The sequence below is a fragment of the Candidatus Hydrogenedens sp. genome, from assembly GCA_035361075.1.
GTDB lineage: Bacteria > Hydrogenedentota > Hydrogenedentia > Hydrogenedentales > Hydrogenedentaceae > Hydrogenedens.
The window spans coordinates 4,753-30,923 of the sequence record DAOSBX010000005.1 but is presented as its reverse complement, the minus strand read 5'-3'; the positions used below and the strand labels follow the sequence as shown (position 1 = coordinate 30,923).

Here is a 26,171-nt window from a genome sequence, read left to right as displayed (position 1 = left end):
GACATTTTGATACTATTTTGATAAAAATAGTAGTATTATTATTGAAATAAAAGGAGCATTAAAAAATGAAACATCTCCGAGTTTTGACACGGAAACCCGCAAAAATGCAGGTGGTAAGCAATTTTCAAGCATGGAAAGATTTCTTAGTAAAACTTACTGACCAAATTATTGAATTTATTTTTATTAAAACATCTTGATTAAAAAGGGTTCTATAGATGAAAAAGAACAAACATATATTCACAATTACAACTATTCCCGCCGTGGCTCAGGTCAGCAATTTTCAGATAAAGCTCCAAGCCACAACAGATATAATAGACAGACTGTTATTGGTTCCACGCCAATCACCATGGAAAGCCACAGGTCCTACAGGTGAAACTACAGATACAGACACGAACGTAGATACTGGAACAATAACAGGTGAAACAACAACTGGAGTATAACACCCTAACCTAAATTCTACTTTGTGTTACATTGGTAAGGGCGATTCTCAATTCATCACAATCGCGAAAACGGTTCTCTGGTTTTTTAGATAGCAACTTCATAATCAAATCGCCAAGAGCAATCGGACAACGAGGATTAACGGTAGAAGGATGTTCAGGCATCACATTCACATGACAATAATACAACTGCTGTAGGTTATCCACTGGGAAAGGTAGCTTTTCTGTAAACATCATATACATCGTAATACCTAAGGAATATAAATCTGACTTTGGAGTTACACGTTCACCCCTAATAACTTCAGGTGCTACAAACATTGGGGTTATCTGCTGGCTGATATTTCTATCCAAAAGTTCTAATATGAAGTTATTACCGAACAACGAATAGTCTGCTATCTTCACCAGACCTCTTCTTGTGAAAAGAACATTCGCTGGCTTAAAATCATGATGCACAAAACCATTATCATGAAGAAACTGTAAACCTATACATACTTGAACAACAATATTAACCCTCTCCTGTAAATTCCAAGGTCTATTATTAAGATACCATCTCAAATTAGGTCCATCCACAAACTCCATAAGCATACATCGCCCTTCGTCCCCATCAATAAAATCATAGATTTGCACCAAATTGTGATGCCTTAACTTCTTAAATTTCTTCACATTTTGAACTAAATCCAATAAATGTAATCGATTCCTAAAAAAATTCTCACGGAATAATTTGACTGCAACTGGTTCCCCTTTCTTAGTATCAACTCCCTGATATACGATACCCGTTCCCCCCTGTCCTAATATTCGTACTAACCGAACATGATATAATTGTGAACGGTCTGGAGCATAGGAAGAATCCGACATACAATAATTACTCCTTTTATTCTTCCTCGTGTTTACCCTTTTTAAATTTTAAGTCTAACGTGGGTGCATCACCCCACATCCCATCTAAGTCATAATAATCTCTTGCTTTCTGACGGAAAATATGAAAAACAACCGAGCCATAATCCATAACCATCCAATTATCCTGGAAGCCCCCTTCAGTCGATAAAGGGGTAATTCCTTTCTCCTTTAATTCTTCATAAACCGAATTAAATACCGCTTTTTGTTGAGGCTCACTCATAACTGTACAAAGAACAAAACTATCAGCAATCAAGGTCAACCCTTCTACGTCATATGCCTTTATGTCTTTTGCTTTTTTCTCTGCAGCAACACGAGCAATGGCTCTTGCCACAGTAAGAGATGATGGCTTACGCCGTCGTTTGGACACATTAGTTATTGTCGAACTTTTCTTTTGCACTCTTAAAATCCTCTACCTTTCAAGTTCTTCTTTTAGTATATCATTTACCATTTTCGGATTGGCTTTACCACCTGTTTTCTGCATAACCTGACCCACAAAGAAACCAAATAACTTCGTCTTCCCACTCCTATATTGTTCTACCTGAGAAACGTTTGCATTTATGACTTCTCTTATTACCTTACGTATTGCACCTTCATCTGTTATTTGAACTAAACCTTCTTCTTTTATAATCTCTTGTGGATTCCTTCCCGTTTTAAAAACTTTCCGTAGCACTTCTTTCGCAATCTTACCGCTAATAACCTCATCTTTTACTAATGAAATAAGTTCGGCTATATGCTCAGGTTTAACAGGAGATTGTTCAATGGTAGAATTTTCATAAGTAAGTACTGCTTGCAACTCAACCTGTATCCAGTTTGCTGATTGCTTCGGGTCAGCTCCACATTTCACTGTTTTCTCGTAATAATCTGCCATTTCCTTCGTTGCTGTTAAAACAGTAGCATCATATTGAGACAAACCATACTGTTCCTGAAAACGTCTTCTCCTTGCTTGAGGCAGTTCAGGCATCTCATTTTGGATTTTGTCTACCCATTCTTTAGAAACAGCCAAAGGAACAAGGTCCGGCTCCGGAAAATAACGGTAGTCATGAGCAGACTCTTTATGCCGTTGTGAAAAAGTTACTCCACGGTCAGGATCCCAACCCCTTGTCTCCTGAATTATCTTCTCTCCTGCACGGATAAGATTAATTTGCCGTTCTATTTCATAATCTATCGCTTTAACTACACCACTAAAAGAAGCCACATTCTTTATCTCTGTCTTCACACCCAATGTCTCAACCCCTTTTTCACGAACACTAACATTTGCCTCTGCACGCAATGAACCTTCTTCCATATTACAATCACTAACTCCTAAATACTCTAACAAAAGTTTGAGCTCATTCAAAAAAACAAAAACCTCCTCGGAAGACCTTAAATCAGGATAAGTCACTATTTCTAACAACGGAACTCCACTACGGTTAAAATCAATTCCACTATATCCACCGCCTAAATCATGCGTATTTCGTGCTGTGTCTTCTTCAAGATGGGCACGTAAAATTCTGACCCGCTTTGAGACACCATTCACATCTATATCTAAATAGCCATCCCGACATAGAGGCAAATCATATTGACTAATTTGATAGTTTTTCGGCAAATCAGGATAAAAATAATTTTTCCTATCCATTTTCGACCATGAAGCAATAGAACAATTTAATGCTAAACCTACTGCAATCGCTTTATCTACAAACGCCTTATTTAAAACAGGTAAAACACCAGGCATACCCAAACAAATGGGGCATACTTGTGTATTAGGTGGAGCATGAAAATTTGTGCTACAAGAACAAAACGCTTTTGACTTTGTATCAATTTCTACATGAACTTCCATTCCTATAACTGGCTCATATTCCATACGCTTGTTATTCCCTCTAATTTATAGGTGGCGAACCAAGATTCTGTTCACAATTGACTTCGTATAGATACGCCACCGATAATAGATTTTCTTCATCAAAATGTTTACCAATAAACTGCATCCCTACCGGCAAACCTTCTTTAGATAATCCACATGGAACAGAAATTGCCGGTAACGCTGACAAGTTAACAGATATGGTATATATATCACTCAAATACATTTCCAAAGGATTCTGAATTTTTTCTCCAAATCGGAACGCAGGGGTGGGTGAAGTCGGTCCTACAATAACATCACAATCCTGAAATGCCTTCTGAAAATCTTGAGTGATTAATTTGCGAACTTTTTGTGCCTTTAAATAATATGCATCATAGTACCCACTGGACAAGACATACGTCCCTAACAAAATACGCCTCTGCACCTCAGGTCCAAAACCTTCACTACGCGTACGTTTGTACATTTCTATAATATCACTCGTCTCCGGATGTCGAAAACCATAACGAACCCCATCAAATCTCGCCAAATTCGCACTTGCTTCCGCCGTACAAATAATATAATACGTTGAAACTGCAAACTCCGTATGCGGAAGTGATATTTCTACCACAGATGCTCCTTGCTTCTCTAAAACCTGAACACCTTTCAAAATAAGTTCCTTTACTTCTTTATTCAAATCCCCAGTAAAATATTCCTTCGGTAATCCAATTCGCAGGGATGTCGGTTTCACACCTTTTCTTATCTTTTCCGCAAAATCAACTTGTGGAAGGTCAACAGAAGTCGTATCATTTGGGTCTTTCCCACTGATAACAGACAAAACTACAGCACTATCCAAAACATTTTTACTCAGCGGACCAATTTGGTCTAATGACGACGCAAATGCTACTAATCCGAATCGTGAAACTCTGCCATAGGTAGGCTTTAATCCCACACATCCACAAAAAGAAGCAGGCTGGCGAATAGAACCTCCTGTATCACTTCCCAATGACACAACACACTCTTCTGCAGACACTGAGGCTGCAGAACCACCACTTGAACCTCCTGGCACATATTCAAGATTCCACGGATTCCGCGTCAACTTAATTGAACTATTTTCAGTTGAAGAACCCATGGCAAACTCGTCCATATTTACTTTACCAATAAAAATAGCATCCGCATCCCTCAACTTATTAACCACTGTCGCATCATAAGGACTACGATAACCCGCAAGTATCTTTGAAGCACAGGTTGTAAATCCTTCTCGTGTACAAATAACCTCCTTTATTGAGACAGGAACCCCAGCAAGAGGTCCAAGAGGTTCCCCTTTCACTACTTTTTCCTCCAATGACTTCGCCTGCTGAAGAGCATAATCACTCCAAACTTGAGTAAATGCATCAACCTTACTATCTACTTCCTGAATACGTTCCAAAAAATCCTGAACAACTTCCACAGGGGATACTTCTTTCTTACGGACATGCTCACTAATGTCTGTAGCTGTTTTTGCCCACCACTTCTCCTGCATCTTAATCCACCTCCAAAATCTTAGGCACTAAAAAATACTCACCATCGTGCAAAGGAGCACAACGAAACGTATCCTCACGTTCAATCGAAGGTTTTACATCGTCCTCTCTTAATATATTTTCCAGCGGAACTGCATGCATCATCGGCTCCACATCATCGGTTGACAACTCATTTAACTTCTCTACATACCCAATAATTTCCGATAAATCAAGTGCCAATTTTTCCGCTTTCTCATCATCTAAAAATAAATAAGCCAAATCAGCAATATGATGTATTTCTTCTCGTGTAATCTTTTTCTTTTCCATATTCCTTTCCCTAACATCTCTTGTTTGCCAATAGAATACCATATTTTACCTCTCTCTTTCTATGTATAACACCACCACAATAAAAACAACTTTCTTGTTTCTCCACTACACATGACATAAAAAGACACGAATATATTTTGTTTTTCTATTCCTCTCTACAGAAACAATCTATAAAGAAAGCATCCCATCTCCAAAAAAACAAATGGTATCATAAAATACAATGATTGTTCTACGAACCCTCCTTTCAGGAGCAAAGATATTCCCGCTACATTACAAACTATTGTAGGGGCAGACGCATGTATCTACCCATAACCATATATCTCTATCAAAGACTGTCCATTCTGCAAGTCTAAATGAATAGGTTGGATAAGAAAATGTATTTACAAATGCTACACCTATAGTCATAAAAGATTAAAAGGGGCATTATAAATATTAACCCAATATAAAGTCTATGATACTCTTGTAATACATGGTGAACATTTTAGGTATTCACGGATAGATGTGGGACAGGGGTTTACCAATGGAGGGTATATATCAATGGTACAGATGTTTTTTGGAGTTATATGAAGGAATGTTTGCTGAAGTTTCACTGCGTAAGTAGGAAGTATTTAAAGTATTACTTGGAAAAATTAGAGTTTCGGCATAAGCATAGAAATAATGCGTTTTATGAGTTTATTTTAACCTTAATCCTCTTGATGGATTGGATGGAATAAATAATTACCGAAAATAATTTATCTTTTTGTTTCTTTGTTTAAGAATCGCTCCTTGAAAACCATCGCAATCCACAGCATAAATGGCATAGTAAGGTAGAACTGAATAACAGCCATAGGCAATTCACTATATGCCTTTAAAACTTCTTGATACCGAAGCACAATCACAATAAATAGGATATGTCCCATAATAATAATAATTGAGCCTAATAATGCTTTCTTCAACCTGCTCACCCATCCTACTCTTGTTATAAGTATTAAGGAAATAAACGGTGGTAAGTTCGTAATCAATAAAGCTATAGGCGAAGATTTTTCAAACTCATATCCTTGAATCACAAAATATATCAAAGAAGCAGTGTTTAAGAAACCAGAAGGTCGAATTCCACCAGCGACAATAGGTACGCCCATAACAAATTTTAAAATGGCACCAGATATTTGGACTAAAAGCCAGCCATAAATAGGTATCATAGCCCACCAAATACAAACTAATGGAACAACAACAAGTATAAATTTCAAACAAAACATAAATGTCTGGAACAATGGGGCTAATGTTTTTCGTTGAAAGATTTGAGCTAATCGTTCACGAGTGGAAAGTCCTTCTTTTGTTTCAGCATAAACAACAAACTCTATCCATGCAAGCCACACAGCAACAACAAAAACAATATATACCGCTTGCCATACATAATAATGTAAGAATTCAAACCATTTACCTCCTGAGTTCAATGCACCTACAATCGCCAAAAAACTAAGACGAAAAATATTTACAAAATACATTAATGGAATTCCAATAATTATTCCCAAAAGTTTTTTTCGTAGTAATGTAGGAAATGCAATAACCGCAGCAAAGAAAATAGCCATAATTTCAATGGCTCCACATTCCGAAATGATAATGAATGGAAATATGTATCCATGAATATTCTTTACTTTATTAGGGTCATTCTGTGAATTCCTATACTCCAACTGCAACGCTTGTAATTCATCATTATATTTTGCTAATAAACTTGCTTTTTCCGGTTCGGACAAATTGGGGTCATTTTTTACCGAATCGATTTTCTTTTCCATATTCGCTATTTTTTGAAGCAATCCCGCTTTTAAAGTGAAAACAACCCTCGGACCTATCTTTGTCTGAATACTTTGCTTTCTCGATTTCTGAGCCCGATACGACCATTGTTCCCATGCAGTCAAAGGACCTTTGGGAACGTTAAGATAGTCCGATGGTTCAGGGTGCGAAGCACCTCTTGACCATGCTAAAAGCCATGCTCGTATTTCCTCTGGACTCTGACTTTGTGGGATTCCCTCTAATGCTGCTTCATCACCAATCCAATTCAGCACACGAGCTGTATTTGTTGCCAAAGTGAATAAATACCAATCATTCCATGTCGTCTGCACTAAGTACCGATAAGCTGTCAAGAAAATTACTACCACAACAAAAAAAATAACTACAAAATGAAATGCTGGATTTTTATACCATACTACCTTTGACTCGGTTAATTTATTATTTTCACTTCCTTCTTGTGTTTGAACAGACATCTACCTTTAACCCTAATTTATAAAAACATACTTATAAAAATTAAAGATTTTATTGATTTGTTTGATTAGTCTATTTATGTTGATAATCATCATCTAAAAGTATTATAATATCATATCCCTATTTTGTTTGCATAAATAAACATTTCCACAATTTTCTATTATAATCCCAAAGAAGTAAGGGGTTTTTAGTTTTTGCCAAAAATCGATGCGTCTATATTTCTAAACTCTAACAACAAACCTTAAACAAAAGGAGATAAATTTTTATGGCTAAGAAGTATGTATATTTCTTCGGTGGAGGTAAGGCAGATGGCCGAGCCGACATGAAAGAAATCCTCGGTGGAAAAGGAGCCAATCTTGCTGAAATGGCAAGTTTAGGTATCCCTGTTCCTGCTGGATTTACAATCTCAACGGAAATGTGCACTGAATACTACGCTAATAAAGGGAAACTCCCTTCTTCTCTTATTGATGAAGTAAATAAAGCGATGCAAAAAGTAGAAAAAATCATGGGTAAAAAATTTGGTGACCCTAAAAATCCTTTATTAGTATCTGTTCGTTCCGGGGCGAGAATATCAATGCCAGGAATGATGGAAACGGTATTAAACGTTGGTCTTTGCTCTAAAACAATTCCAGGACTCATTGAAAAAACTAAAAATGAACGTTTTGTATACGACTCTTATCGTCGTCTCATTATGATGTATGCCGATGTCGTGATGGAAAAAGCAGCAGGCATTGAACCTGAAAAAGAAGAGTTGGCAGTCCGCAAACAAATGGAATCGGCAATGGAAGAGATGAAAAAACAAAAAGGTGTAAAACTGGATACGGAACTTACCGCAGATGATTTGAAAGAATTAAGCGAAAAATTTAAGCAAATTGTTAAGAATACATTAAAGAAAGAATTTCCAGATGACCCCAATGAGCAGTTGTGGGGTGCAATCAAAGCGGTATTCCAATCTTGGAATGGGAAACGTGCTATTGCTTATCGTCGTATTGAGAAAATTCCCGATGATTGGGGAACAGCGGTAAATGTACAATCTATGGTCTTTGGTAATTTAGGTGATTCCTCTGCAACAGGTGTTGCATTCACACGTAATCCTGCTACAGGTGAAAACAAATTCTATGGTGAATGGCTCATCAACGCACAGGGCGAAGACGTTGTTGCTGGCATTCGAACACCGTATCCATTAAATGAAGCCACAAAAAGCCAAGAAAACCAACACCTGCCATCGATGGAAAAATTATTACCTAAAACATACAAAGAATTAGTTGCTATTCGTAATAAATTAGAGAAACACTTCAAAGATATGCAAGACATCGAGTTTACTATCGAAGAAGGTAAACTCTACATGTTACAAACACGCACTGGGAAACGTACTGGTATGGCTGCAGTCCGAATCGCTGTAGATATGGTAAATGAAAAATTGATTGATAAGAAAACAGCCATCATGCGTGTGAAACCAACACAACTTGATGAATTTCTACACCCGATGTTAGACCCTGCAGACGAACAAAAAGCAAAAGTTCTTGCCAAAGGGTTGCCCGCAGGACCTGGTGGTGCGGTAGGTAAAATCGTGTTAACTGCAGATGATGCAGAAGCATGGACAAAGAAAGGTGAAAAAGTTATCCTTGTTCGTGAAGAAACCTCCCCCGAAGATGTCCACGGTATGCATGCAGCAGAAGCCATTCTAACAGCAAGAGGCGGTATGACCTCTCATGCTGCATTAGTCGCTCGTGGCTGGGGCAAATGCTGTATCGTAGGTTGTGGCAGTTTACATATTAACCTTGAAAAGAAAGAAATCTATGTCGCTGGTGAAGTCCTGAAAGAGGGAGACTGGATTTCCATGAACGGTAGCCTCGGAAAAGTTTACAAAGGTGCCCTCAAGGTTATCCCTGCTCAACCAGAGAAAAATAAATGGTTTGCCTCTATTATGAAATGGGCTGATGAAATTCGTGTATTAAAAGTTCGTACAAATGCGGAGCGTCCAGATGATGCAGAAAAAGCAGTAGAATTTGGTGCGGAAGGTATTGGTTTAGCACGCACGGAACACATGTTCTTCCAGCCAGAACGAATTATTCATATGCGTGAAATGATTCTGGCTAAAAATCAAGAAGAACGTCGTTCTGCCGTTATGAAACTTTTACCTTTCCAGAAAGAAGATTTCATTGGTATTTTCAAAGCTATGAATGGTAGACCCGTAACTGTTCGTCTGCTTGACCCGCCTTTACATGAGTTCGTGGGGAGCCTTTTAGAAGACCCTGAAGAACTTCAAAATCTTGCAAAGGTTTGCAGTGTAACCGTTGACGAAATCAAAGCACGCGTTGAAAAACTCCACGAGATGAACCCCATGTTAGGACATCGTGGTTGCCGTTTAGGTATCACCTATCCAGAAATCACAGAAATGCAAGCCCGTGCTATCCTTGAAGCTGCTGGAACCTTAATTAAACAAAAAATGAAGGTCCTTCCAGAAATTATGGTTCCACTTGTCGGAACAAAACAAGAATTAGACAATCAAGTTGCTATCATTCATCAAGTAGCAAAAGATGTCATGAAAGAAATGGGTGTAAAGATTAATTACATGGTCGGCACTATGATTGAAGTGCCACGAGCCGCTTTGACTGCAAATAAGATTGCAGAAACTGCCGAATTCTTTAGTTTCGGAACAAATGACCTTACGCAAATGGGCTTCGGCTTCTCCCGCGATGATATTGGTAGTTTCCTTCCTATTTATTTAGAGAAAAAAATCCTGCCTGCAGACCCATTTGAAGTTTTAGACCAAGAGGGAATTGGACAACTTATTCAAATGGCTGTAGAAAAAGGAAGAGCCACACGCCCCGACCTCAAATGTGGTATCTGTGGTGAACATGGTGGCGAACCTTCTTCAGTTAAGTTCTGTCATCGGGTTGGCTTAAATTATGTAAGTTGCAGTCCTTACCGTGTTCCAATTGCACGGTTCGCCGCAGCACAGGCAGAAATTGAATCTCCTCGAAATAAATCGTCAAAACCTACCAAATCTGCACAAAAAAAGAAGCAGAAGAAAACCTCACGTAGAAAGTAAATTTACATTTCAAAATATAAATCAAAAACCGCTTCTGATTTGTCAGAAGCGGTTTTTACTATAATAAACTCATTATTTATTTTTTGTCGTTTGCCTTCAATTCTTCTACAAGGTCAATATACATCTGCATAGCCTGTTCTTGCGATGTTCCTTCTAACGCCTTCCATGCATCATATTTAGCCCTGCCTACAAAATCCATCATACCAGGACGGGAACCTTTGCAATCCCCTTCTGAAGCCTGCTTATATAAAGCATATAAACGTAGTTTGGTTTGAGCATCAGGTGCCTCTGACAATTGAGTTACATCTTTAGCAGCCTGTTCAAATTTTGCTTTTAATTCCTCTGACATAGCTTTTTCCTTTCACTTTAATTTACAAGGTTCATTTATTTATACTTACCATTAAGTATACTTAATGGTAAAACAAAAAATACCCCATTGTCAACTCAAGTATGGTATAATTTAACATTATTTTCATAATATTTCTTTTAAACTAAACTAAGTATAAGGGATATAAACTATGAGCAATGTTTTTATTATTGATGCAGTACGCACACCAGTAGGCTCTCTGAATGGTGTTTTTGCTGAATATTCTGCTGTTGAATTGGCTACTAACCTTGTAAAAGAATTGTTAAAACGTCATCCTGAGATTGAACCAGAACAAATCGATGAGGTTGTCCTTGGTGAGGTGTTAACTGCTGGATTAGGTCAAAATCCATCAAGACAGGTAGCAATTCGAAGTGGCATTCCTCAAACTATACCTGCGTATACTGTTAATATGGTTTGTGGCTCTGGAATGAAATCCATCGAATTGGCATGGCAACGTATAAAGATGGGGAATGCCAAAATCATTTTTGCTGGTGGAATGGAAAATATGTCACAGGCGCCATATCTGCTTAAAAATTTAAGACGTGGTGCAAGGATGGGTGATACCGCTGCTGTTGACAGTATGATTTTTGACGGTTTGTGGGATATTTTTAATCAATACCACATGGGTATAACTGCAGAGAATGTTGCGGAACGGTTCGAAGTCTCTCGAGAAGCCCAAGACCAATTCGCTTATGAAAGTCAAATGAAATGTGCAAAAGCATACGAAAAAAGTTTGTTTAAATCTGAAATTGTTCCGATTACAATAGAAACTAAAAAAGGACCATTAGTAATTGACAAAGATGAACATCCACGACCAGATACAAATTTAGAAAAGTTAAGTAAATTAAAACCAGCATTCAAACCGAATGGTACTGTAACTGCAGGAAATGCGTCAGGTATTAATGACGGTTCTGCTATATTAATACTTGTTGCTGAAGACATACTTCCAAAGGTAAAGCCCATGTTCAATCCTGTACGTGTAGTGGATATACAGGCGATGGGATGTGACCCTGCCTTTATGGGATTAGGTCCTATCTTTGCCACAAAAAAACTATTAGAGAAAAACCAATTAAAAGTAGATGATATTGATTTATGGGAACTTAACGAAGCCTTTTCTGCACAGTCGATTCCTTGCATTCAGCAAATAGGGATGAATCCTGAAATTGTTAATGTTAACGGTGGTGCAATTGCTCTTGGCCATCCGATCGGTTGTTCAGGTGCTCGTATTACGACCACTCTAATTTATGAGATGCAACGTCGAAAATCTAAAAAAGGTATAGCCACAATGTGTATTGGTGGTGGCATGGGAATTAGTGGACTTTTTGAAGCAAGCTAAACATGAATAACCTACACTACTTTTATTGTTTCCTATAAAAACAAAATAACGATAGAGACAAAAGTTTCTTTATGTCACTTTATATAACTATTTACCAAACAAGAAAACGAAAAAACATATATCTAATTTTTAAAACTCAGCCTTTGTTAGCAATTAACGGGGCTATCGCAGATAATAAACCTGCAACTGCGGTCAATACTGTGGCAACTATGGAAATAATAGCATAGGTTGATGCTGTTTCAATTTTCGATGGAATTGCTACCTTTTGTGTTAAAAGTTTTGTGTGTTTCATTAAGATTCTCCTTTATTAATATTGAACATTCTGTTTTACATCAATTATTATACAAATTTCATTATAAAACATTACGAAATAAAGAATAACAAAATATACATTTTAATTCAATTTGGGAATAGAATGATTTTTTTCTGGATTTTAACCTTCGTTTTTGTAAATGCTATTCTTAGTACTCTTTTATCGCCTATAACTAAACCATACAGAAACCTACTTCTCTCAATACTTCCTGCCATAGCATTACTACTAAATATATTAGTAATGAGTGAACAAAACACATCTCCCTTTACACTAAAATGGTTACCTTCTTTAGGATTAAATGTGCTTTTAGCACCGTCTTATTTTTCGTTAATGTTTGGTATTCTTATATTATCTATCGGGTTAATTATTCATATTTATGCTTCTATTTATCTTCACACAGACCCTTCTATAAATTATTGGCATTTCTGGTTTTTTATATTTATGGGGTCTATGTTAGGTGTTGTATTTTCATCAAACTTATTTTTACTTTTTCTATTCTGGGAAATCACCAGTCTCGCATCATTCTTTTTAATTGGGCATTTTTATGAACAAGAAGATGCGAGGAAGAGCGCATGGGAAGCACTTTTAATTACTGGTGGAGGAGGACTATGCCTTCTAACGGGTTTCATCCTTATTTATATCATAACAGGCACTGCTGACCTACCAGAACTTAAAGAAAGAATTAATGAAATCCATACTTCACCATACCTTAATACTGCTGTAATCCTAATCATTTTGGGAATTTTAACAAAATCAGCTCAATTCCCCTTCCACTTTTGGCTACCAGATGCTATGACAGCCCCTGCACCTGCGAGTGCTTATTTACATTCAGCAACAATGGTCAAAGCAGGTGTTTTTTTATCTATTCAATTATCCGATATATTCTCAGGTATCTCATTATGGAATTTAATACTTATTTCTTCTGGGGCAGTAACTTTCCTTCTGGGAGCTATTAGTAGTATTAAAGAGGACTCAATCAAAAGAGCCTTAGCATACACTACAATAAGCACATTAGGGTTGCTTACTTTCCTGATAGGAATAGGAACACCAGCCACTATTTTGTCTGCCATGATATTAATATTTGCTCATGCTATTTATAAAGCAGGGCTATTCCTGACAGCAGGAACCCTTGAATTTACCAATCATTGTAAATATTTTTCAAAAAGCCACGGTATCTGGAAAAAACATCCTTATCTATTTTTAACAACATTATTACTCTTATTATCACTTACAGGAATACCCTTTACATTTAGTTTCCTGACCAAAGAAGAAATACTAAAGTCTTTACTGAATTTACATCCTACTACACTAATACCTTCTATTTTACTTTTCATAGTAGGAAATATATTTATAGTAGGTTTTTCAATTCGCTTTTTAATTAAACCATGGCAAAAAAATAGTGGCGATAATTACCATCACTCAATAAACTTTATGGATTATCTCCTTGCAACAATTCCTCTTTTTCTATCTTTGCTTGGTTTCATAATTCCTTTCTCTCCTTCTCTTTCACAAGTGTTTCACTACATTGGCAACTCATTAAAATTTCTTTCAGACCCTCACATACCAAATCATGCCACAAGTTCCGTCACGAATCACTTTCTGTTATTAACCATTAGCATAATTATCTGGTTTGGTGGTATTATCCTCGGAATTTTTCACATTCGGACTAAAGAGCAAAACAAAGAAAATCAAAAAACAATCTCTGCTACCTATATATACCAGACTGCTATTGAAAGTTTGATATTCTCCTCAGACCGCATCACCCGATTCTTTCAAAATGGGAAACTACGTTCTTACCTAAGCACTTTTTCAGTCTCAATTATCTTGATTTCTTTTGTATCTCTCGTTATCGACTGGCAAAATATAAATATTTATGTTTCATCTCATATAAGTCATACGACAGGCAAAATCTACCTTTATGATTTGATTTTAATACTTACTATTATCATAGGAATTGCTGGGGTCATTTCCTCTTCTTCGAAACTTACTGCGGTTATTTGTCTTGGCATTGTTGGGTATAGCATCGCGGTAATATTTTTAATTTTCAGTGCACCAGACTTAGCCATGACCCAATTTATCATTGAGACCCTTACTGTTGCTTTATTTGTATTTGTCTTTTACCATTTACCAGAACAACACTTGCCACGTAGAACATGGACAATTCGACGGGATGTTGTTCTCTCCATCATTTTTGGAATCATTATGGGCTTTATTACCCTTACAGCATCCAGTATCCAAACCCATCCTACAATTTCTTCATACTTTGCATCAAAAAGTTTATCTGAGGCACACGGAAGTAATATCGTAAATGTTATACTTGTAGATTTTCGTGGCTTTGACACTATGGGAGAAATTACAGTATTAGCTATAGCAGGGATTGGCACGTATGCACTACTTAGATACCAGAGGATAAAAAACCATGAATAGTTTAATACTAAAAACTGCTGCTAAATATATTGCACCATTGTTGTTTCTATTTGCAATCTACCTTCTTCTAACAGGTCATAACCAGCCTGGGGGTGGCTTTTCTGGTGGATTAGTTGCTTCTGCTTCCTTCATTCTAATAGCCTTCGCCTTCGGTCCTGATACTGCAAGGAATTATCTTCGTTTTTCCCCCGTAACTATAACTACTGTTGGGCTATGTATTGCTTGCGGAAGTGGTGTTATTTCTATCCTATTAGGAAGTCCTTTTATGACGGGGATATGGATAACCCTTTGGACAACCCCTCACTATTCCTTATCATTAGGGACACCCATGCTCTTCGATATGGGTGTATTTCTTGTTGTTTTAGGAACAACCTTACTTATTATTCTTGAACTTATAAAAGAGGTATAAATCGATGGAATGGATTTTCGCAATATTGGTTGGTTGTCTTTATTCTGCGGGGTTCTACCTTATGCTACAACGAAACATGTTTAAACTTATATTGGGTATGTGCCTATTAAGTCACGGTGCAAATCTACTTATATTTGTATCTGGTGGATTAATCCGTAGTTTACCACCCATCTTTTCAACAGCAACTCTCCCAGAACATGTTACAGACCCATTACCTCAAGCTTTCGTGTTAACCGCAATTGTAATTAGTTTCGGCGTAACTGCCTTCTTGTTAGTATTAGTTCACAGAACACATAAAACACTAAACACAGACGACCTGGATGATTTAATAAAAACGGATTTACAATGAATAGACTTGTCATACTTCCTATCATTATTCCATTGCTGACAGCCTGTTTATGCTTAATAAGCATAAAACAATATCGTATACAGTGGTTTTTTGCATGGGTTGGGAATGCTTTTTATTTTGTCACTGCATTAATATTTCTATACTTTACATCTCATGGAGAAATCTTCTCCCTACAAGTTGGAAATTGGCAAGCTCCTTTCGGCATTACAATTATTATTGACCTATTCAGTTCTATCATGATTGTTCTGACCTCTATTTTACTATTTTGTTCCTTACTTTACACTCTCTCCATAACCGCAAAAGAAGAATTTCGTTTTGCCTATTTACCATTGATTTACTTTCTAATTATGGGGGTAACAGGGGCATTTATCACTGGCGATTTATTTAATTTGTATGTTTGGTATGAAGTTATGTTGATGTCATCCTTCGTGCTTATGGCATTCGGTGGTGAACGGAAACAATTAGAAGGCTCTATAAAATATGTTATTCTAAACTTGATTTCCTCAGCGATATTCCTTGCCTCTACAGGTATACTTTACGGTATGGTCGGAACAGTAAATCTCGCAGACCTTTCTATCAAATTTTCTATGATAGAACATAAATATCCGAAACAAATTGTCGGCTCACTTCTCCTAATTGCATTTGGAATTAAAGCAGGTATATTCCCGTTATATTTTTGGCTCCCTGCATCGTATCATACTCCACCAGCAGGTATTTCCGCTCTATTTTCTGGACTTCTGACCAAAGTAGGCATGTATTCAATTATTCGTGTTTCAACCCTGTTATATAAAGAAATTGATACCCCAACACAGAATATTTTACTAATTATTGCCAGTGCTACAATGCTCGTTGGAGTTCTCGGGGCTGTATCACAAAATGAGTTTCGCCGTATCTTATCATTCCATATTATCTCACAAATAGGTTATATGCTCATGGGACTTGCCTTCTGGACAGTTTCTGGCATCTCAGGAGCCATTTATTTTATGGTTCATAACATCGTAGCCAAATCAAACCTATTCTTTATTAGCGGTATTGCATACCAAAAAACAGGAACCTATCAAATAAAATCACAAGGGGGACTATATAAAGATACTCCGTTCTTATCACTATGTTTCTTTTGTTCCGCTCTTTCCCTTGCAGGATTACCTCCTCTGTCTGGATTTGTAGGGAAATTAGCCCTAATTATATCAGGTATTCACACAAAGGCTTTCCTAACGGTCATTATTTCTATCATTGTTAGTTTCTTAACCCTATTCTCAATGACAAAAATTTGGATGTATACTTTTTGGGGAAAACCAAACCATAACAGAGAACAACAACAAATGCGACAAAATCTTTCTTTTGCTTATGGGGCAATATTTATTCTCGCTATGCTCACAATTTTATTAGGAGTAGGAGGGGAACATTTTATAACATTAACAGAACAATCTGCTCATAAACTAATAAACCCAATATCTTACATAGAAAAAGTAATGGAGTATTAATATGAACGCCAATCTATTTCTTGCAAATATTCTTCTTAGCCTAATATGGGCTTTTATATCTGGGGTACTTACTTTTGCAAATATACTACTTGGCTTCATCATAGGATATGCTATCTTATATGTCCTTTATGGTAAAGAGGTTGAATACTTCAAAAAAATATTATTTATAATCCTTTTCACGTTCCGATTTATATGGTTACTAATCCTCTCAAATATAGAGGTTGCCTATGAAGTACTCCGTTTTAAACCTAAAGCAAAACCAGGGATTATTGCTTACCCATTAAACTCGACACATCCTTTAGAAATAACATTACTTGCGAACTTCATTTCACTTACACCAGGGACACTAAGTGTGGATATATCCGAAAATGATAAAGTCTTATATATACATGCTCTATTTGCTCATAATCCAGATACACTTAAAAGAGACATAGAAAAACAACTTGAAAAACCATTAAATAAAATCTTTCGGTAGATAATATGTTAAGTATAAGTATTGTCTTATTCTGTATATTAATAACATTAGGCATCTTATTTGCACTTACAAGACTTGTCTTAGGTCCTACCCTTGCTGACCGTGTAGTTGCATTAGACCTTATTACGACACAGATTGTAGGAATTATTGCTGTGTACTGTATAGCTATCAAAGACTCCGTTTACTTAATTGATGCTATAACAATCACTATCCTATCCTTTCTCGGCACAGTAACTTTTGCATATTACCTAAATTTAGGAGAAAGACAAAAATGAGCGAGTGGTTTATCTGCTTATTCCTATTAGTAGGTGGTTTCTTTATGTTCCTTGCTGGACTGGGTATCCTTAGGTTTCCAGATGTTTACACACGTATGCATGCAGTTACTAAAAGTGGCACGTTGGGTGTCTCTGGTGCATTGATAGCTTTAGCCATTTATTTTTGGAACACTGAAATTACTGTTCGTGCAATTCTACCTATTATTTTTACATTAATTACCACACCTGTCTCGGCACATTGCATTAGCCGTTCCGCTTTTAAAAGTGGCATTAAATTGTCAAAAAATAGTGTGATTAACGAATACCCCAAAAAGAGTGATTAAAAAACGAAACAATTATTGTTTTGTCTCTATTGTCGGATTAGATGAAGAACCTTCTTCTTTTGGTTTCTGATTTAATGCTTCATTTACAAGAGGAATAACTTGTTCCGCAGGCAAAACAATAATCAATGAATTACTCTCTGTTTCGTCTTTCCATTCTTGAACAACACGCAAGGTACCAATGCCAACAAATTTTCCATCAAGAGAAAATAACGGCGAACTTAATACCTCAAAAGACCGAGACTGATTTAACGTGTAAAACAAAAACGGTTTCTCTATAACACTTTCAACACGGAGTATTGCTACACTGTGAGAGCGACGAGCAATTTTCCCATGCTGCATAATCAATAATAATGGATCCAATACCTGAGGGACAGAGATATTTTCCTTATTTAAAGGCACTTTAGCCACATCTTCAGGAATAGCCTCCTTTGCTCGGATTATCATAATATCTCTTTCTTTATCTTGCAATAGAACTTCCGCTATTATTTCTTTGTCTTCTTTAAATATCATCTTTATTGAGGCGATACGAATATTAACAGAATTTCTCATCTCCTGATCTAATAATATAGATGGGTCTAACGCTGATAAGGCAAGAACTGCTACTCCAGATGGTGTGACTAAAACTGCTGTGCATTGACCAACAGTTTCTTCTTCACTATCGGATGTGGTTATAAGTAAGTTAGCTTTCACTGTTATAACAGAGGAAGCATATTGCTGAAAAACCTTTCTTCCCAATTCTGCTGTTTCATCGGAATAAATAAAATTACAAAAAGAAAACAAAATGATAATAAATACAGAAAGAACATTATGGAAATGATTCATAAAACAACCTTCTATACTACAAAAACTTTTATAAAAAAACGGACTAAAAATATAATAACGTGTGTTAATTATAGCACAATATCACTAATACCAAATAATAAGAAATTTATCAGAAATCTATGGTATCATATAGATAATTGGTTGACATTTGTTTGAACACATAGGATAAAAAGTAGAATGTCTCTCCTTGATAATATAAATTCTCCCAATGACTTAAAGATGTTGTCATTAGATGAATTAGAGATATTAGCATCAGAAATTCGGGAAAAAATTATCTCTACCGTACTAAATAATGGAGGTCATCTTGCTTCTCCATTGGGGGTGGTAGAATTAACAATTGCTATACATTACGTTTTCGATATAGGTAAGGACATTCTTATTTGGGATGTTGGGCATCAGGCATACGCTCATAAGATTTTAACAGGTAGAAATCACATTTTTGATACACTTCGTAAAAAAGGCGGAATTAGCGGATATCCACGAATTGAAGAAAGCCCATTAGATTTTTTTGGCACGGGACATAGCTCAACATCAATTTCTGCAGGTATTGGTATGGCTATTGCACGTGATATTCGTAATGAGGATTACCAGATAATTACTGTTATTGGCGACGGTGCAATGACGGGTGGAATGGCTATGGAGGCTTTAAGTCATGCAGGCCATTTAGGCAAAAGAATACTTGTTATCTTAAATGATAATGAGATGTCTATTGCTCCCAATACGGGAGCCCTTGCACGATATTTCAATCGTTTGATTACTGCATACCCCTACAAACGAGCCAAAGAAGATGTCGGTAGTTTCGTCAAGAAAATTGTAGGAGAACGGGTAACTAAAACCATTCAAGATTTGGAAAAATCTGTCAAAGGATTTATCACAAAAGGTTCTTTATTCCAGGAACTGGGTTTCAATTATATTGGACCTGTAGATGGTCACGACCTACCCCTTTTAATTGAATGCCTGCAACGACTTAAATATTTTACTGGACCAGTACTCTTTCATTGTCGAACAGAAAAAGGAAAAGGGTTCAAAGAAGCAGAAAAAGACCCACAAAAATATCATGGAATTAAACCAAAGAAAATAGCGAAGACCGACGAAGAAGGTGATGGAATTATCCCTGAACAATTACCAACCGAGATTGAAAAAAGTTTCACGGAACACTTTGGTGACGCAATATGCAAATTAGCAGAGAAAGACGAGCGAATCATTGCCATCACAGCAGCAATGCCAGCTGGTACAGGATTAACAAATTTCGCTCAAAATTTTCCAGATAGATTTTTTGATGTAGGCATTTGTGAACAACATGCAGTAACCCTTGCTGCAGGGCTTGCTGTGCGTGGCTTTCGACCTATCGTCGCTATTTATTCCACTTTCTTACAACGTGCTTATGACCAAATTATTCATGACATTTGCCTTCAAAACTTACCCGTAGTATTTGCTATAGACCGTGCTGGATTAGTCGGCGAAGACGGACCTACACACAGTGGCACTTTCGATTTGTCCTACTTACGACTCATCCCAAACCTACATATTTGCTCTCCAAGAGACGGGATTGACCTCGAAAATCTACTTTCACTCGCTATACAACAAGAAGTACCCACCGCAATTCGATACCCCAAAACGATAGCAATACCTACAGGGGATAAAGAAAACCGCAACTTTAGCGGTGCTGATATATTAATCCCCAACGATGATATTTATCTCATCACTGTAGGTTCAAAGGTAAACACCTGCATAAAAACAGCCATAAAACTTCGTGAACTCGGTATTAATATTGGTGTCATTGATGCACGGTGGATTAAACCATTAGATGCCAAAACTCTAAATAGCATTTCAGCAACAAAGCTATTTACCGTAGAAGAAAATACAATCATCGGTGGCTTTGGTTCTGCCATACTGGAATTTTTTAATGAAAACCGACGACCACAAACGGAAGACCTTAAAATCTTCCGAATAGGAATCCCTGACATCTTCTGTGAGCACGCTTCACGAGAAGAACAATTAAAAATGTTCCAACTTACTGATGAAGACTTGGTTCAAAAAGTAATCTACTGTCTGGAATCTAATCAACTATTATCAGCATTAAAAGCAACATAAATACATACAAACATTATCATGCTCTAATTTAAAAGTTGTAAAAAAATATAGATTTGTGATACTCTTTTAAACCCCAATGTTTATTTAGCATGAGGGGCGAGTGGCGGAATTGGTAGACGCGCTGGACTTAGGATCCAGTACCGCGAGGTGTGCGGGTTCAACTCCCGCCTCGCCCACATTATGAACGTGGAAATTTAAAGTCAATAAATAACAAAAACATAAATATAGGTTAACGGTCATGACAGAACAAGAAAACAACAATGATAATACCTTAACTCCATCTGTATCAGAAACTACCTCAGAACAAACAACAGCACAAGAAACTCATGAGCATAAACATCACCACCATGCTCATGATACAGAAGAAGAAGAGTTTAAATTCGAAAAAGACCCTGAATATGAAATTGAATATAAAGGGGATTGTCTATACTCCGTAAAAATAACTATTCCCGCAATAAATACAAAGGCACAAACAAGTAAAAATCTGGAAGAAGTCAAAGAGCACACGGAACTTCCAGGCTTTCGTCGAGGGAAAGCACCGATGTGGCTTGTGGAAAATAAATTTGGAAAAATAGCACGGAAAGAGGCTCTGGATAAAGTCATATCTGAATCAGTTAAAAAACTTATGGAAGACAAAAAAATAAGAGCATTCTCACAACCCAAATTTGAGGGAATAGAAGAACTCGATAAATTACCAGAAGACCAAGATATATCATTCCAAATCTCCTTTGAAGTAGCACCCAAATGTGAATTAGGCAAATATCGTGGGCTTGAGCTGGAACGAAAAGTTGTCGAACCTGATGAAAATATGATTACAGAACGGTTGGAACTCCTACGAAATCGTTTTGCTATATATCAATCTGTTCCGGACGCAGAAATAACTAATGGTGACCAAGCAATTATCGACTTCAACGGAACTATTGACGGAGAAAGTTTCCCCGGAGGCAGTGCTAACAATTATCCATATATTGTGGGTTCTAAACGATTCTTCGGAAAATTTGAAGAAGCACTCATCGGGGCTAAAGTTGGTGAAACAAAAACCTGCGAGGTAGAATTCCCAGAAGATTATACGAACCAAAATCTCGCTGGGAAAAAAGCTATTTTTGAAATTAAAATTAAAGATATAAAGAGAAAAGAATTACCCACATTAGATGATGAATTCGCAAAACAAGCAGGGGCTGAAAGCCTTGAGGACCTTAAACTAAAAATAAAGAAAGAGATAGAAGAAGCATTTCTGGAGGAAGCGGATTCCGAATTAGAAGCATCTGCAATAGAACAAATTATTGCAAACAGCACATTTGAAATCCCCAAATCGCTTATTGAAGAAGTAGCAAGTCATCAAGTGGAAGAGCATATCCAGCAAATGATGCGGATGAGAATCCCAATATCAGAAATTGAAAAACAAAGAGAAGAGTTGGAAAAAAATGCAAAAGATAGAGCCGAAAAAACAATTAAATGGTACACAGCTGCCAGTGAAATAGCTGAGGCTGAAGGCATTGAAGTTTCAGACAGTGATTATGAAAATGAAGCACAGAATTTACAAGATAGGACAGGCATTGACATAGATACAATTCGGTCCTATATTCAAGACCAAGGAAAAGATGAAGTAACAGATACAATAGTACGAAAAAAAGTTATTAAACTTATCCTGGACAACGCAAAAATTGAGACTAAAACAATTTCCCGAGAAGAATGGCAAAAAGAAAACGAACAACAAAATTAAAAATATGGTAATAACATGGAAAACCCTATTGAAAAATTAATAAGGCATGGCATAAACCCCTATACAGTCAATCCTATTGACCCACAAGCAGTTACAATATATCAGCAAACCAGCCGTGGTGAAAGGGCTTATGATATTTACTCTCGCCTGCTTGAAGACCGAATTATTTTTTTGGGAATGCCTATTGACGATTATGTTGCGAATTACATAATTGCTCAATTACTTTATTTAGAAGCAGAAGACCCCGACAAAGATATAAATCTTTACATCAATAGTCCTGGAGGTAGTGTAACCGCTGGGTTAGCGATATATGACACAATGCAATTTATTCGACCAGAAATTACAACCATCTGTCTTGGACAGGCAGCAAGTATGGCGGCTGTTCTAATGTCCGCAGGAACACCAGGAAAACGTTATGCTCTCCCCTATTCAAGATTTCTATTACACCAATTGATGGGCGGTGTTCGGGGACAGGCAACAGATATCGCTATTCAGGCCCAAGAAATTGTTCGCATCGGAGAAACCATTGACCAAATCCTTGCCAGACATACAGGACAACCAATTGAAGTTATACGAAAGGATACCGACCGCGATCTATTTCTCAGTGCTGATGAGGCAAAGAAATACGGACTAATTGACGAAGTTTTACAACGCTCTAAACCTAAAAAAGAAAAATAACAATATGCCCAAAACGGTAGCAATCATCGGTGCGTCCGCAGACCGTAGCAAATACAGCAACAAAGCAATTCGTGCGTATCTCTCTAAAGGATGGACTGTTTATCCCGTCAATCCCAATCTTACGGAAATCGAAGGGATTCCCTGCTACAAATCCATCGAAGATGTTCCCGACCCTATTGACCGCATCAGCGTTTATGTTCCCCCTCAAATTGGCAAATTACTCCTCCCATCCATTGCCAGGAAAAAACATAACGAACTCTATATTAACCCTGGTGCTGAAGATGAAGAACTCATTCAAGAAGCAACTCAACTCGGCTTAACTCCCATCTACGCCTGCAGTATTATCGCCATCGGTTCTCATCCATCCGACCTACCCGAAAAATAACAATACTTTTAGTTACTAAAAAAATTTGACTTTTCCCCCTATTTTTTTCTAAACTCCTATTTTAAGTAAAAATTGAATATAAAAAAGGAGCGATGTATATGGGAAGAAAACCCTCCCTCTTATTAAGTTTTGTGGGAACCAATGACCCTTACGGAAGAGAAGATAAAGCACCCACCGGTGGAACACCTTATGGACCGATTATCTCTGCTGTTAACATTGGTGATTTTGATAATATTGTTTTATTGACTACTCCCTCTATTGTGGATAAGGCAGAAAATACTAAAAAAATAATTGAGGAACTTTATCCGGACAAAAAAGTAACAATTCACCATACAAATATTAATGACCCAACAAACCACGCTGAGATAATTAATGCAATAAATAAATTTGTTGAAAAAGAGAATGAATTGTTATTTCAAAAAAATTACGAGATATTCATTTCCGTAACTTCGGGAACCCCTGCAATACATGCATGCTGGTTATTGGTAACTGCAAGTGGAAAAATTCCAGCGAAAATTATTCATGTTAAAGAAAGAAAATATACTCCATCTGGGAAACCGGAAATAACACAAATTGATTTAACCAAGCCTGAATTTCCTGTAATTTCTCCCAAAATTACTGTTCATTGGGAAAAGGAAGATACCCTCCCGGAATCCTTCTACGATTATGGTCTAATAGGAAACTCACAGAACTTTATAAAAGCCTGTCAACAAGCATGGAACTATGCCAGAGAAAATGTAGATATATTACTATTAGGCGAAACCGGAACAGGAAAAGAACTGTTTGCAAAAATGATTCATAAAGTAAGTGGGAGAAAAGGAGAATTTGTCCCTTTTCACTGTGCAGGAACAACAGAAAATATATTTGAAAGTGAACTATTTGGACACAAAAAAGGTGCTTTCACCGGAGCGATTAGTAATAGAGATGGACGTTGTAAAACTGCACAAAATGGGACTTTGTTCTTTGATGAAATTGGGGATGTTCCTCTTAGTCTGCAGGTTAAACTACTTCGTTTTCTGGAAGATAAAAAATACAGTCCTGTTGGTAGTGATAAAGAAGAAGAAGCGGATGTCCGTTTTGTTTTCGCTACAAATAAAAATTTAGAAGAACTTGTTAAAGAAGGAAAAATGAGGGAAGATTTTTATTACCGTATAAGGGGGGTTAAAGTGATTATACCTCCGTTAAGAGAGAGAATTACGGATATACACCTTCTTATTGAATATTTTGTTACAAAATTTGATAACAAAACACCTAAAGTTCAAATTACTCCTGAGGCAATGCAAAAACTAACAAAGTATAATTGGCCCGGAAATATTCGAGAATTAGAGAAAACTATAAAAGAAGCAATTATAAATTCAGGAGACCAACGGATTATTACTCCAGACATCATCAGTTTTTCACCCTCAATCAAAGATTCGGAAGAATACTTTCAATATTTGCCAAACCCCTATGAAGGGTTCCAATTAGATTCACTTAAAAATGAAATTCACGATTTCTATATACGCAAAGCACTCGAAATGACAAAAGGTAATCAATCTCAGGCAGCAAAACTATTAGGAATAACTCCTCAAGCCATAAGCCAATACTTAAAGAAAGAAAATTAAATGTGGATTGAAATATTTAAATATAGATTTAAAATTTTTCAACAGGAAAAATATCCGCCCCTTTATACTAATTCTCTATTTATCTATAACATAAAACAAAAACATCAAACAGCCACAATCCTGGCATATTTCTTGCCTCTTTATCATCAAAACAATAGAAAGGAATTTATATGACAGAAAATAAAAATGAAATAAGACAAGCCATTGAAAGAGTCGCCCTTTCTGCGTTATTGCATGATATTGGTAAATTCTGGCAAAGAACAGGGGAAGAAAAACCTTTTACGAAACAGGAAAAAGAATATTTTAATACTTATGACCATGCTCATTGGAGTTGTAGTTTTATAGAAAAATTTATTAATGATAATGATATCCATCGTTGGGCACTCCATCACCACATCAAAGAGTTAGATGATTGGCAATCAAAAGTTATAAAATTAGCCGATTGGCTTTCCTCTGGTGAAAGAAATGTATATGAACATGGGAAGAATGACCAAATTAATGAAGAACCTCCTACTTTTACTCCGTCCACTGCCCGACTTGAAAACATATTTGATAATCTTCTATGCACTAAAACAGCAGAAGAGAAAAAAAATAAAACTTATCTCCAGCTTAGCCCATATCCCGATTACTCAGAAAATGTATTTTTCCCTACTACCGCTAACGAAGGAGAACAGAAAGATTATAAAAATTTATGGGATGAATTTATTGAAGATCTGAAAACTTTAGGCTGGACGGATTTTAATAAGCTTAACCTCCCATACACCACATGGCTGTCACTATTGAAAAAATATACAAGCAGAATTCCCTCCACAACACCCACAGAAAAACAAAAAATTTTCCCGGATAT

General features: G+C 36.7%; 26 protein-coding genes and 1 tRNA gene. 18 read left to right on the top strand and 9 right to left on the bottom strand.

Annotation, left to right across the window (positions count from 1 at the left end; translation table 11 throughout):
* Positions 1-65: 65 nt before the first annotated feature.
* A complete protein-coding gene (locus PLJ10_02470) occupies positions 66-197 on the top strand; it encodes a hypothetical protein (GenBank protein ID HOK08506.1) in 132 nt (43 codons plus the stop codon).
* A gap of 18 nt (positions 198-215) precedes the next feature.
* Positions 216-440 (top strand): hypothetical protein, encoded by a 225-nt coding sequence (locus PLJ10_02465; GenBank protein ID HOK08505.1) that lies wholly within the window; start codon positions 216-218, stop codon positions 438-440.
* A gap of 9 nt (positions 441-449) precedes the next feature.
* Here PLJ10_02465 and PLJ10_02460 read toward each other — a convergent pair whose 3' ends face one another.
* From PLJ10_02460 to PLJ10_02435, 6 genes are all read right to left on the bottom strand, one after another.
* Positions 450-1,292, bottom strand: coding sequence for a serine/threonine-protein kinase (locus PLJ10_02460; protein ID HOK08504.1), 843 nt, complete (start codon positions 1,290-1,292; stop codon positions 450-452).
* Between the two features lie 16 nt (positions 1,293-1,308).
* Positions 1,309-1,728 carry a ribosome silencing factor gene (gene rsfS / locus PLJ10_02455; protein ID HOK08503.1) on the bottom strand — a complete coding sequence of 140 codons (420 nt, stop codon included), beginning with the start codon at positions 1,726-1,728 and terminating at the stop codon, positions 1,309-1,311.
* A gap of 12 nt (positions 1,729-1,740) precedes the next feature.
* Positions 1,741-3,171 carry an Asp-tRNA(Asn)/Glu-tRNA(Gln) amidotransferase subunit GatB gene (gene gatB, locus PLJ10_02450; protein HOK08502.1) on the bottom strand — a complete coding sequence of 477 codons (1,431 nt, stop codon included), beginning with the start codon at positions 3,169-3,171 and terminating at the stop codon, positions 1,741-1,743.
* A gap of 16 nt (positions 3,172-3,187) precedes the next feature.
* Positions 3,188-4,663: an Asp-tRNA(Asn)/Glu-tRNA(Gln) amidotransferase subunit GatA gene (gene gatA, locus PLJ10_02445; GenBank protein ID HOK08501.1), complete on the bottom strand. Its 1,476-nt coding sequence runs from the start codon at positions 4,661-4,663 to the stop codon at positions 3,188-3,190.
* A gap of 1 nt (position 4,664) precedes the next feature.
* Positions 4,665-4,967, bottom strand: coding sequence for an Asp-tRNA(Asn)/Glu-tRNA(Gln) amidotransferase subunit GatC (gatC, locus tag PLJ10_02440; protein ID HOK08500.1), 303 nt, complete (start codon positions 4,965-4,967; stop codon positions 4,665-4,667).
* Between the two features lie 731 nt (positions 4,968-5,698).
* The gene (locus PLJ10_02435) at positions 5,699-7,207 is read right to left on the bottom strand and encodes a hypothetical protein (protein HOK08499.1); all 1,509 of its coding nucleotides are present in this window, start codon (positions 7,205-7,207) and stop codon (positions 5,699-5,701) included.
* A 263-nt stretch (positions 7,208-7,470) separates the two neighbouring features.
* Between PLJ10_02435 and ppdK the strand changes: the two genes are divergently transcribed.
* The gene (ppdK, locus tag PLJ10_02430) at positions 7,471-10,260 is read left to right on the top strand and encodes a pyruvate, phosphate dikinase (GenBank protein ID HOK08498.1); all 2,790 of its coding nucleotides are present in this window, start codon (positions 7,471-7,473) and stop codon (positions 10,258-10,260) included.
* Between the two features lie 76 nt (positions 10,261-10,336).
* Here the strand turns inward: ppdK and PLJ10_02425 are convergent, their stop codons facing one another.
* Positions 10,337-10,609 (bottom strand): acyl-CoA-binding protein, encoded by a 273-nt coding sequence (locus tag PLJ10_02425; protein HOK08497.1) that lies wholly within the window; start codon positions 10,607-10,609, stop codon positions 10,337-10,339.
* A gap of 169 nt (positions 10,610-10,778) precedes the next feature.
* Here PLJ10_02425 and PLJ10_02420 point away from each other — a divergent pair, with 169 nt between their 5' ends.
* Positions 10,779-11,963, top strand: a complete 1,185-nt coding sequence (locus PLJ10_02420; protein ID HOK08496.1) for an acetyl-CoA C-acetyltransferase — start codon at positions 10,779-10,781, stop codon at positions 11,961-11,963.
* A gap of 136 nt (positions 11,964-12,099) precedes the next feature.
* On the opposite strand, the gene PLJ10_02415 is transcribed toward PLJ10_02420, so the two are convergent.
* The gene (locus PLJ10_02415; GenBank protein ID HOK08495.1) at positions 12,100-12,255 is read right to left on the bottom strand and encodes a hypothetical protein; all 156 of its coding nucleotides are present in this window, start codon (positions 12,253-12,255) and stop codon (positions 12,100-12,102) included.
* Positions 12,256-12,378: 123 nt separating this feature from the next.
* Between PLJ10_02415 and PLJ10_02410 the strand changes: the two genes are divergently transcribed.
* The 7 genes from PLJ10_02410 to mnhG are packed head-to-tail and all read left to right on the top strand — an operon-like array spanning position 12,379 to position 18,018.
* A complete protein-coding gene (locus PLJ10_02410; GenBank protein HOK08494.1) occupies positions 12,379-14,703 on the top strand; it encodes a proton-conducting transporter membrane subunit in 2,325 nt (774 codons plus the stop codon).
* A complete protein-coding gene (locus PLJ10_02405) occupies positions 14,696-15,112 on the top strand; it encodes a Na+/H+ antiporter subunit B (GenBank protein ID HOK08493.1) in 417 nt (138 codons plus the stop codon). Before PLJ10_02410 ends, PLJ10_02405 begins: the two co-directional genes overlap by 8 nt.
* Before the next feature lie 4 nt (positions 15,113-15,116).
* Positions 15,117-15,461: a Na+/H+ antiporter subunit C gene (locus tag PLJ10_02400; GenBank protein HOK08492.1), complete on the top strand. Its 345-nt coding sequence runs from the start codon at positions 15,117-15,119 to the stop codon at positions 15,459-15,461.
* On the top strand, positions 15,458-16,945 hold the full coding sequence (locus tag PLJ10_02395) for a proton-conducting transporter membrane subunit (GenBank protein HOK08491.1): 1,488 nt from the start codon (positions 15,458-15,460) through the stop codon (positions 16,943-16,945). Before PLJ10_02400 ends, PLJ10_02395 begins: the two co-directional genes overlap by 4 nt.
* 1 nt (position 16,946) lies before the next feature.
* Positions 16,947-17,420, top strand: coding sequence for a Na+/H+ antiporter subunit E (locus PLJ10_02390; protein ID HOK08490.1), 474 nt, complete (start codon positions 16,947-16,949; stop codon positions 17,418-17,420).
* A gap of 5 nt (positions 17,421-17,425) precedes the next feature.
* A complete protein-coding gene (locus PLJ10_02385; protein HOK08489.1) occupies positions 17,426-17,695 on the top strand; it encodes a monovalent cation/H+ antiporter complex subunit F in 270 nt (89 codons plus the stop codon).
* Positions 17,692-18,018 (top strand): monovalent cation/H(+) antiporter subunit G, encoded by a 327-nt coding sequence (gene mnhG, locus PLJ10_02380; GenBank protein ID HOK08488.1) that lies wholly within the window; start codon positions 17,692-17,694, stop codon positions 18,016-18,018. The genes PLJ10_02385 and mnhG overlap by 4 nt, the downstream gene beginning before the upstream one ends.
* A gap of 12 nt (positions 18,019-18,030) precedes the next feature.
* Here mnhG and PLJ10_02375 read toward each other — a convergent pair whose 3' ends face one another.
* Positions 18,031-18,840 carry a hypothetical protein gene (locus PLJ10_02375; GenBank protein HOK08487.1) on the bottom strand — a complete coding sequence of 270 codons (810 nt, stop codon included), beginning with the start codon at positions 18,838-18,840 and terminating at the stop codon, positions 18,031-18,033.
* Positions 18,841-19,017: 177 nt separating this feature from the next.
* On the opposite strand from PLJ10_02375, the gene dxs reads away from it, so the two are divergent.
* The 7 genes from dxs to PLJ10_02340 form a co-directional block, all read left to right on the top strand.
* The gene (gene dxs / locus PLJ10_02370; protein ID HOK08486.1) at positions 19,018-20,934 is read left to right on the top strand and encodes a 1-deoxy-D-xylulose-5-phosphate synthase; all 1,917 of its coding nucleotides are present in this window, start codon (positions 19,018-19,020) and stop codon (positions 20,932-20,934) included.
* 94 nt (positions 20,935-21,028) lie between these two features.
* Positions 21,029-21,110: transfer RNA gene (locus PLJ10_02365), tRNA-Leu, on the top strand.
* 62 nt (positions 21,111-21,172) lie between these two features.
* Entirely contained in the window at positions 21,173-22,657 is a 1,485-nt protein-coding gene (gene tig, locus PLJ10_02360) for a trigger factor (GenBank protein ID HOK08485.1), read from the top strand.
* A gap of 15 nt (positions 22,658-22,672) precedes the next feature.
* Positions 22,673-23,335, top strand: coding sequence for an ATP-dependent Clp protease proteolytic subunit (locus PLJ10_02355; GenBank protein HOK08484.1), 663 nt, complete (start codon positions 22,673-22,675; stop codon positions 23,333-23,335).
* Between the two features lie 4 nt (positions 23,336-23,339).
* Complete coding sequence (locus PLJ10_02350; protein HOK08483.1) at positions 23,340-23,720, top strand: CoA-binding protein; 381 nt, start codon at positions 23,340-23,342, stop codon at positions 23,718-23,720.
* A gap of 98 nt (positions 23,721-23,818) precedes the next feature.
* On the top strand, positions 23,819-25,324 hold the full coding sequence (locus PLJ10_02345; protein HOK08482.1) for an RNA repair transcriptional activator RtcR family protein: 1,506 nt from the start codon (positions 23,819-23,821) through the stop codon (positions 25,322-25,324).
* A 170-nt stretch (positions 25,325-25,494) separates the two neighbouring features.
* Positions 25,495-26,171: HD domain-containing protein (locus PLJ10_02340; protein HOK08481.1), on the top strand; the 677-nt coding region annotated here is incomplete at its 3' end.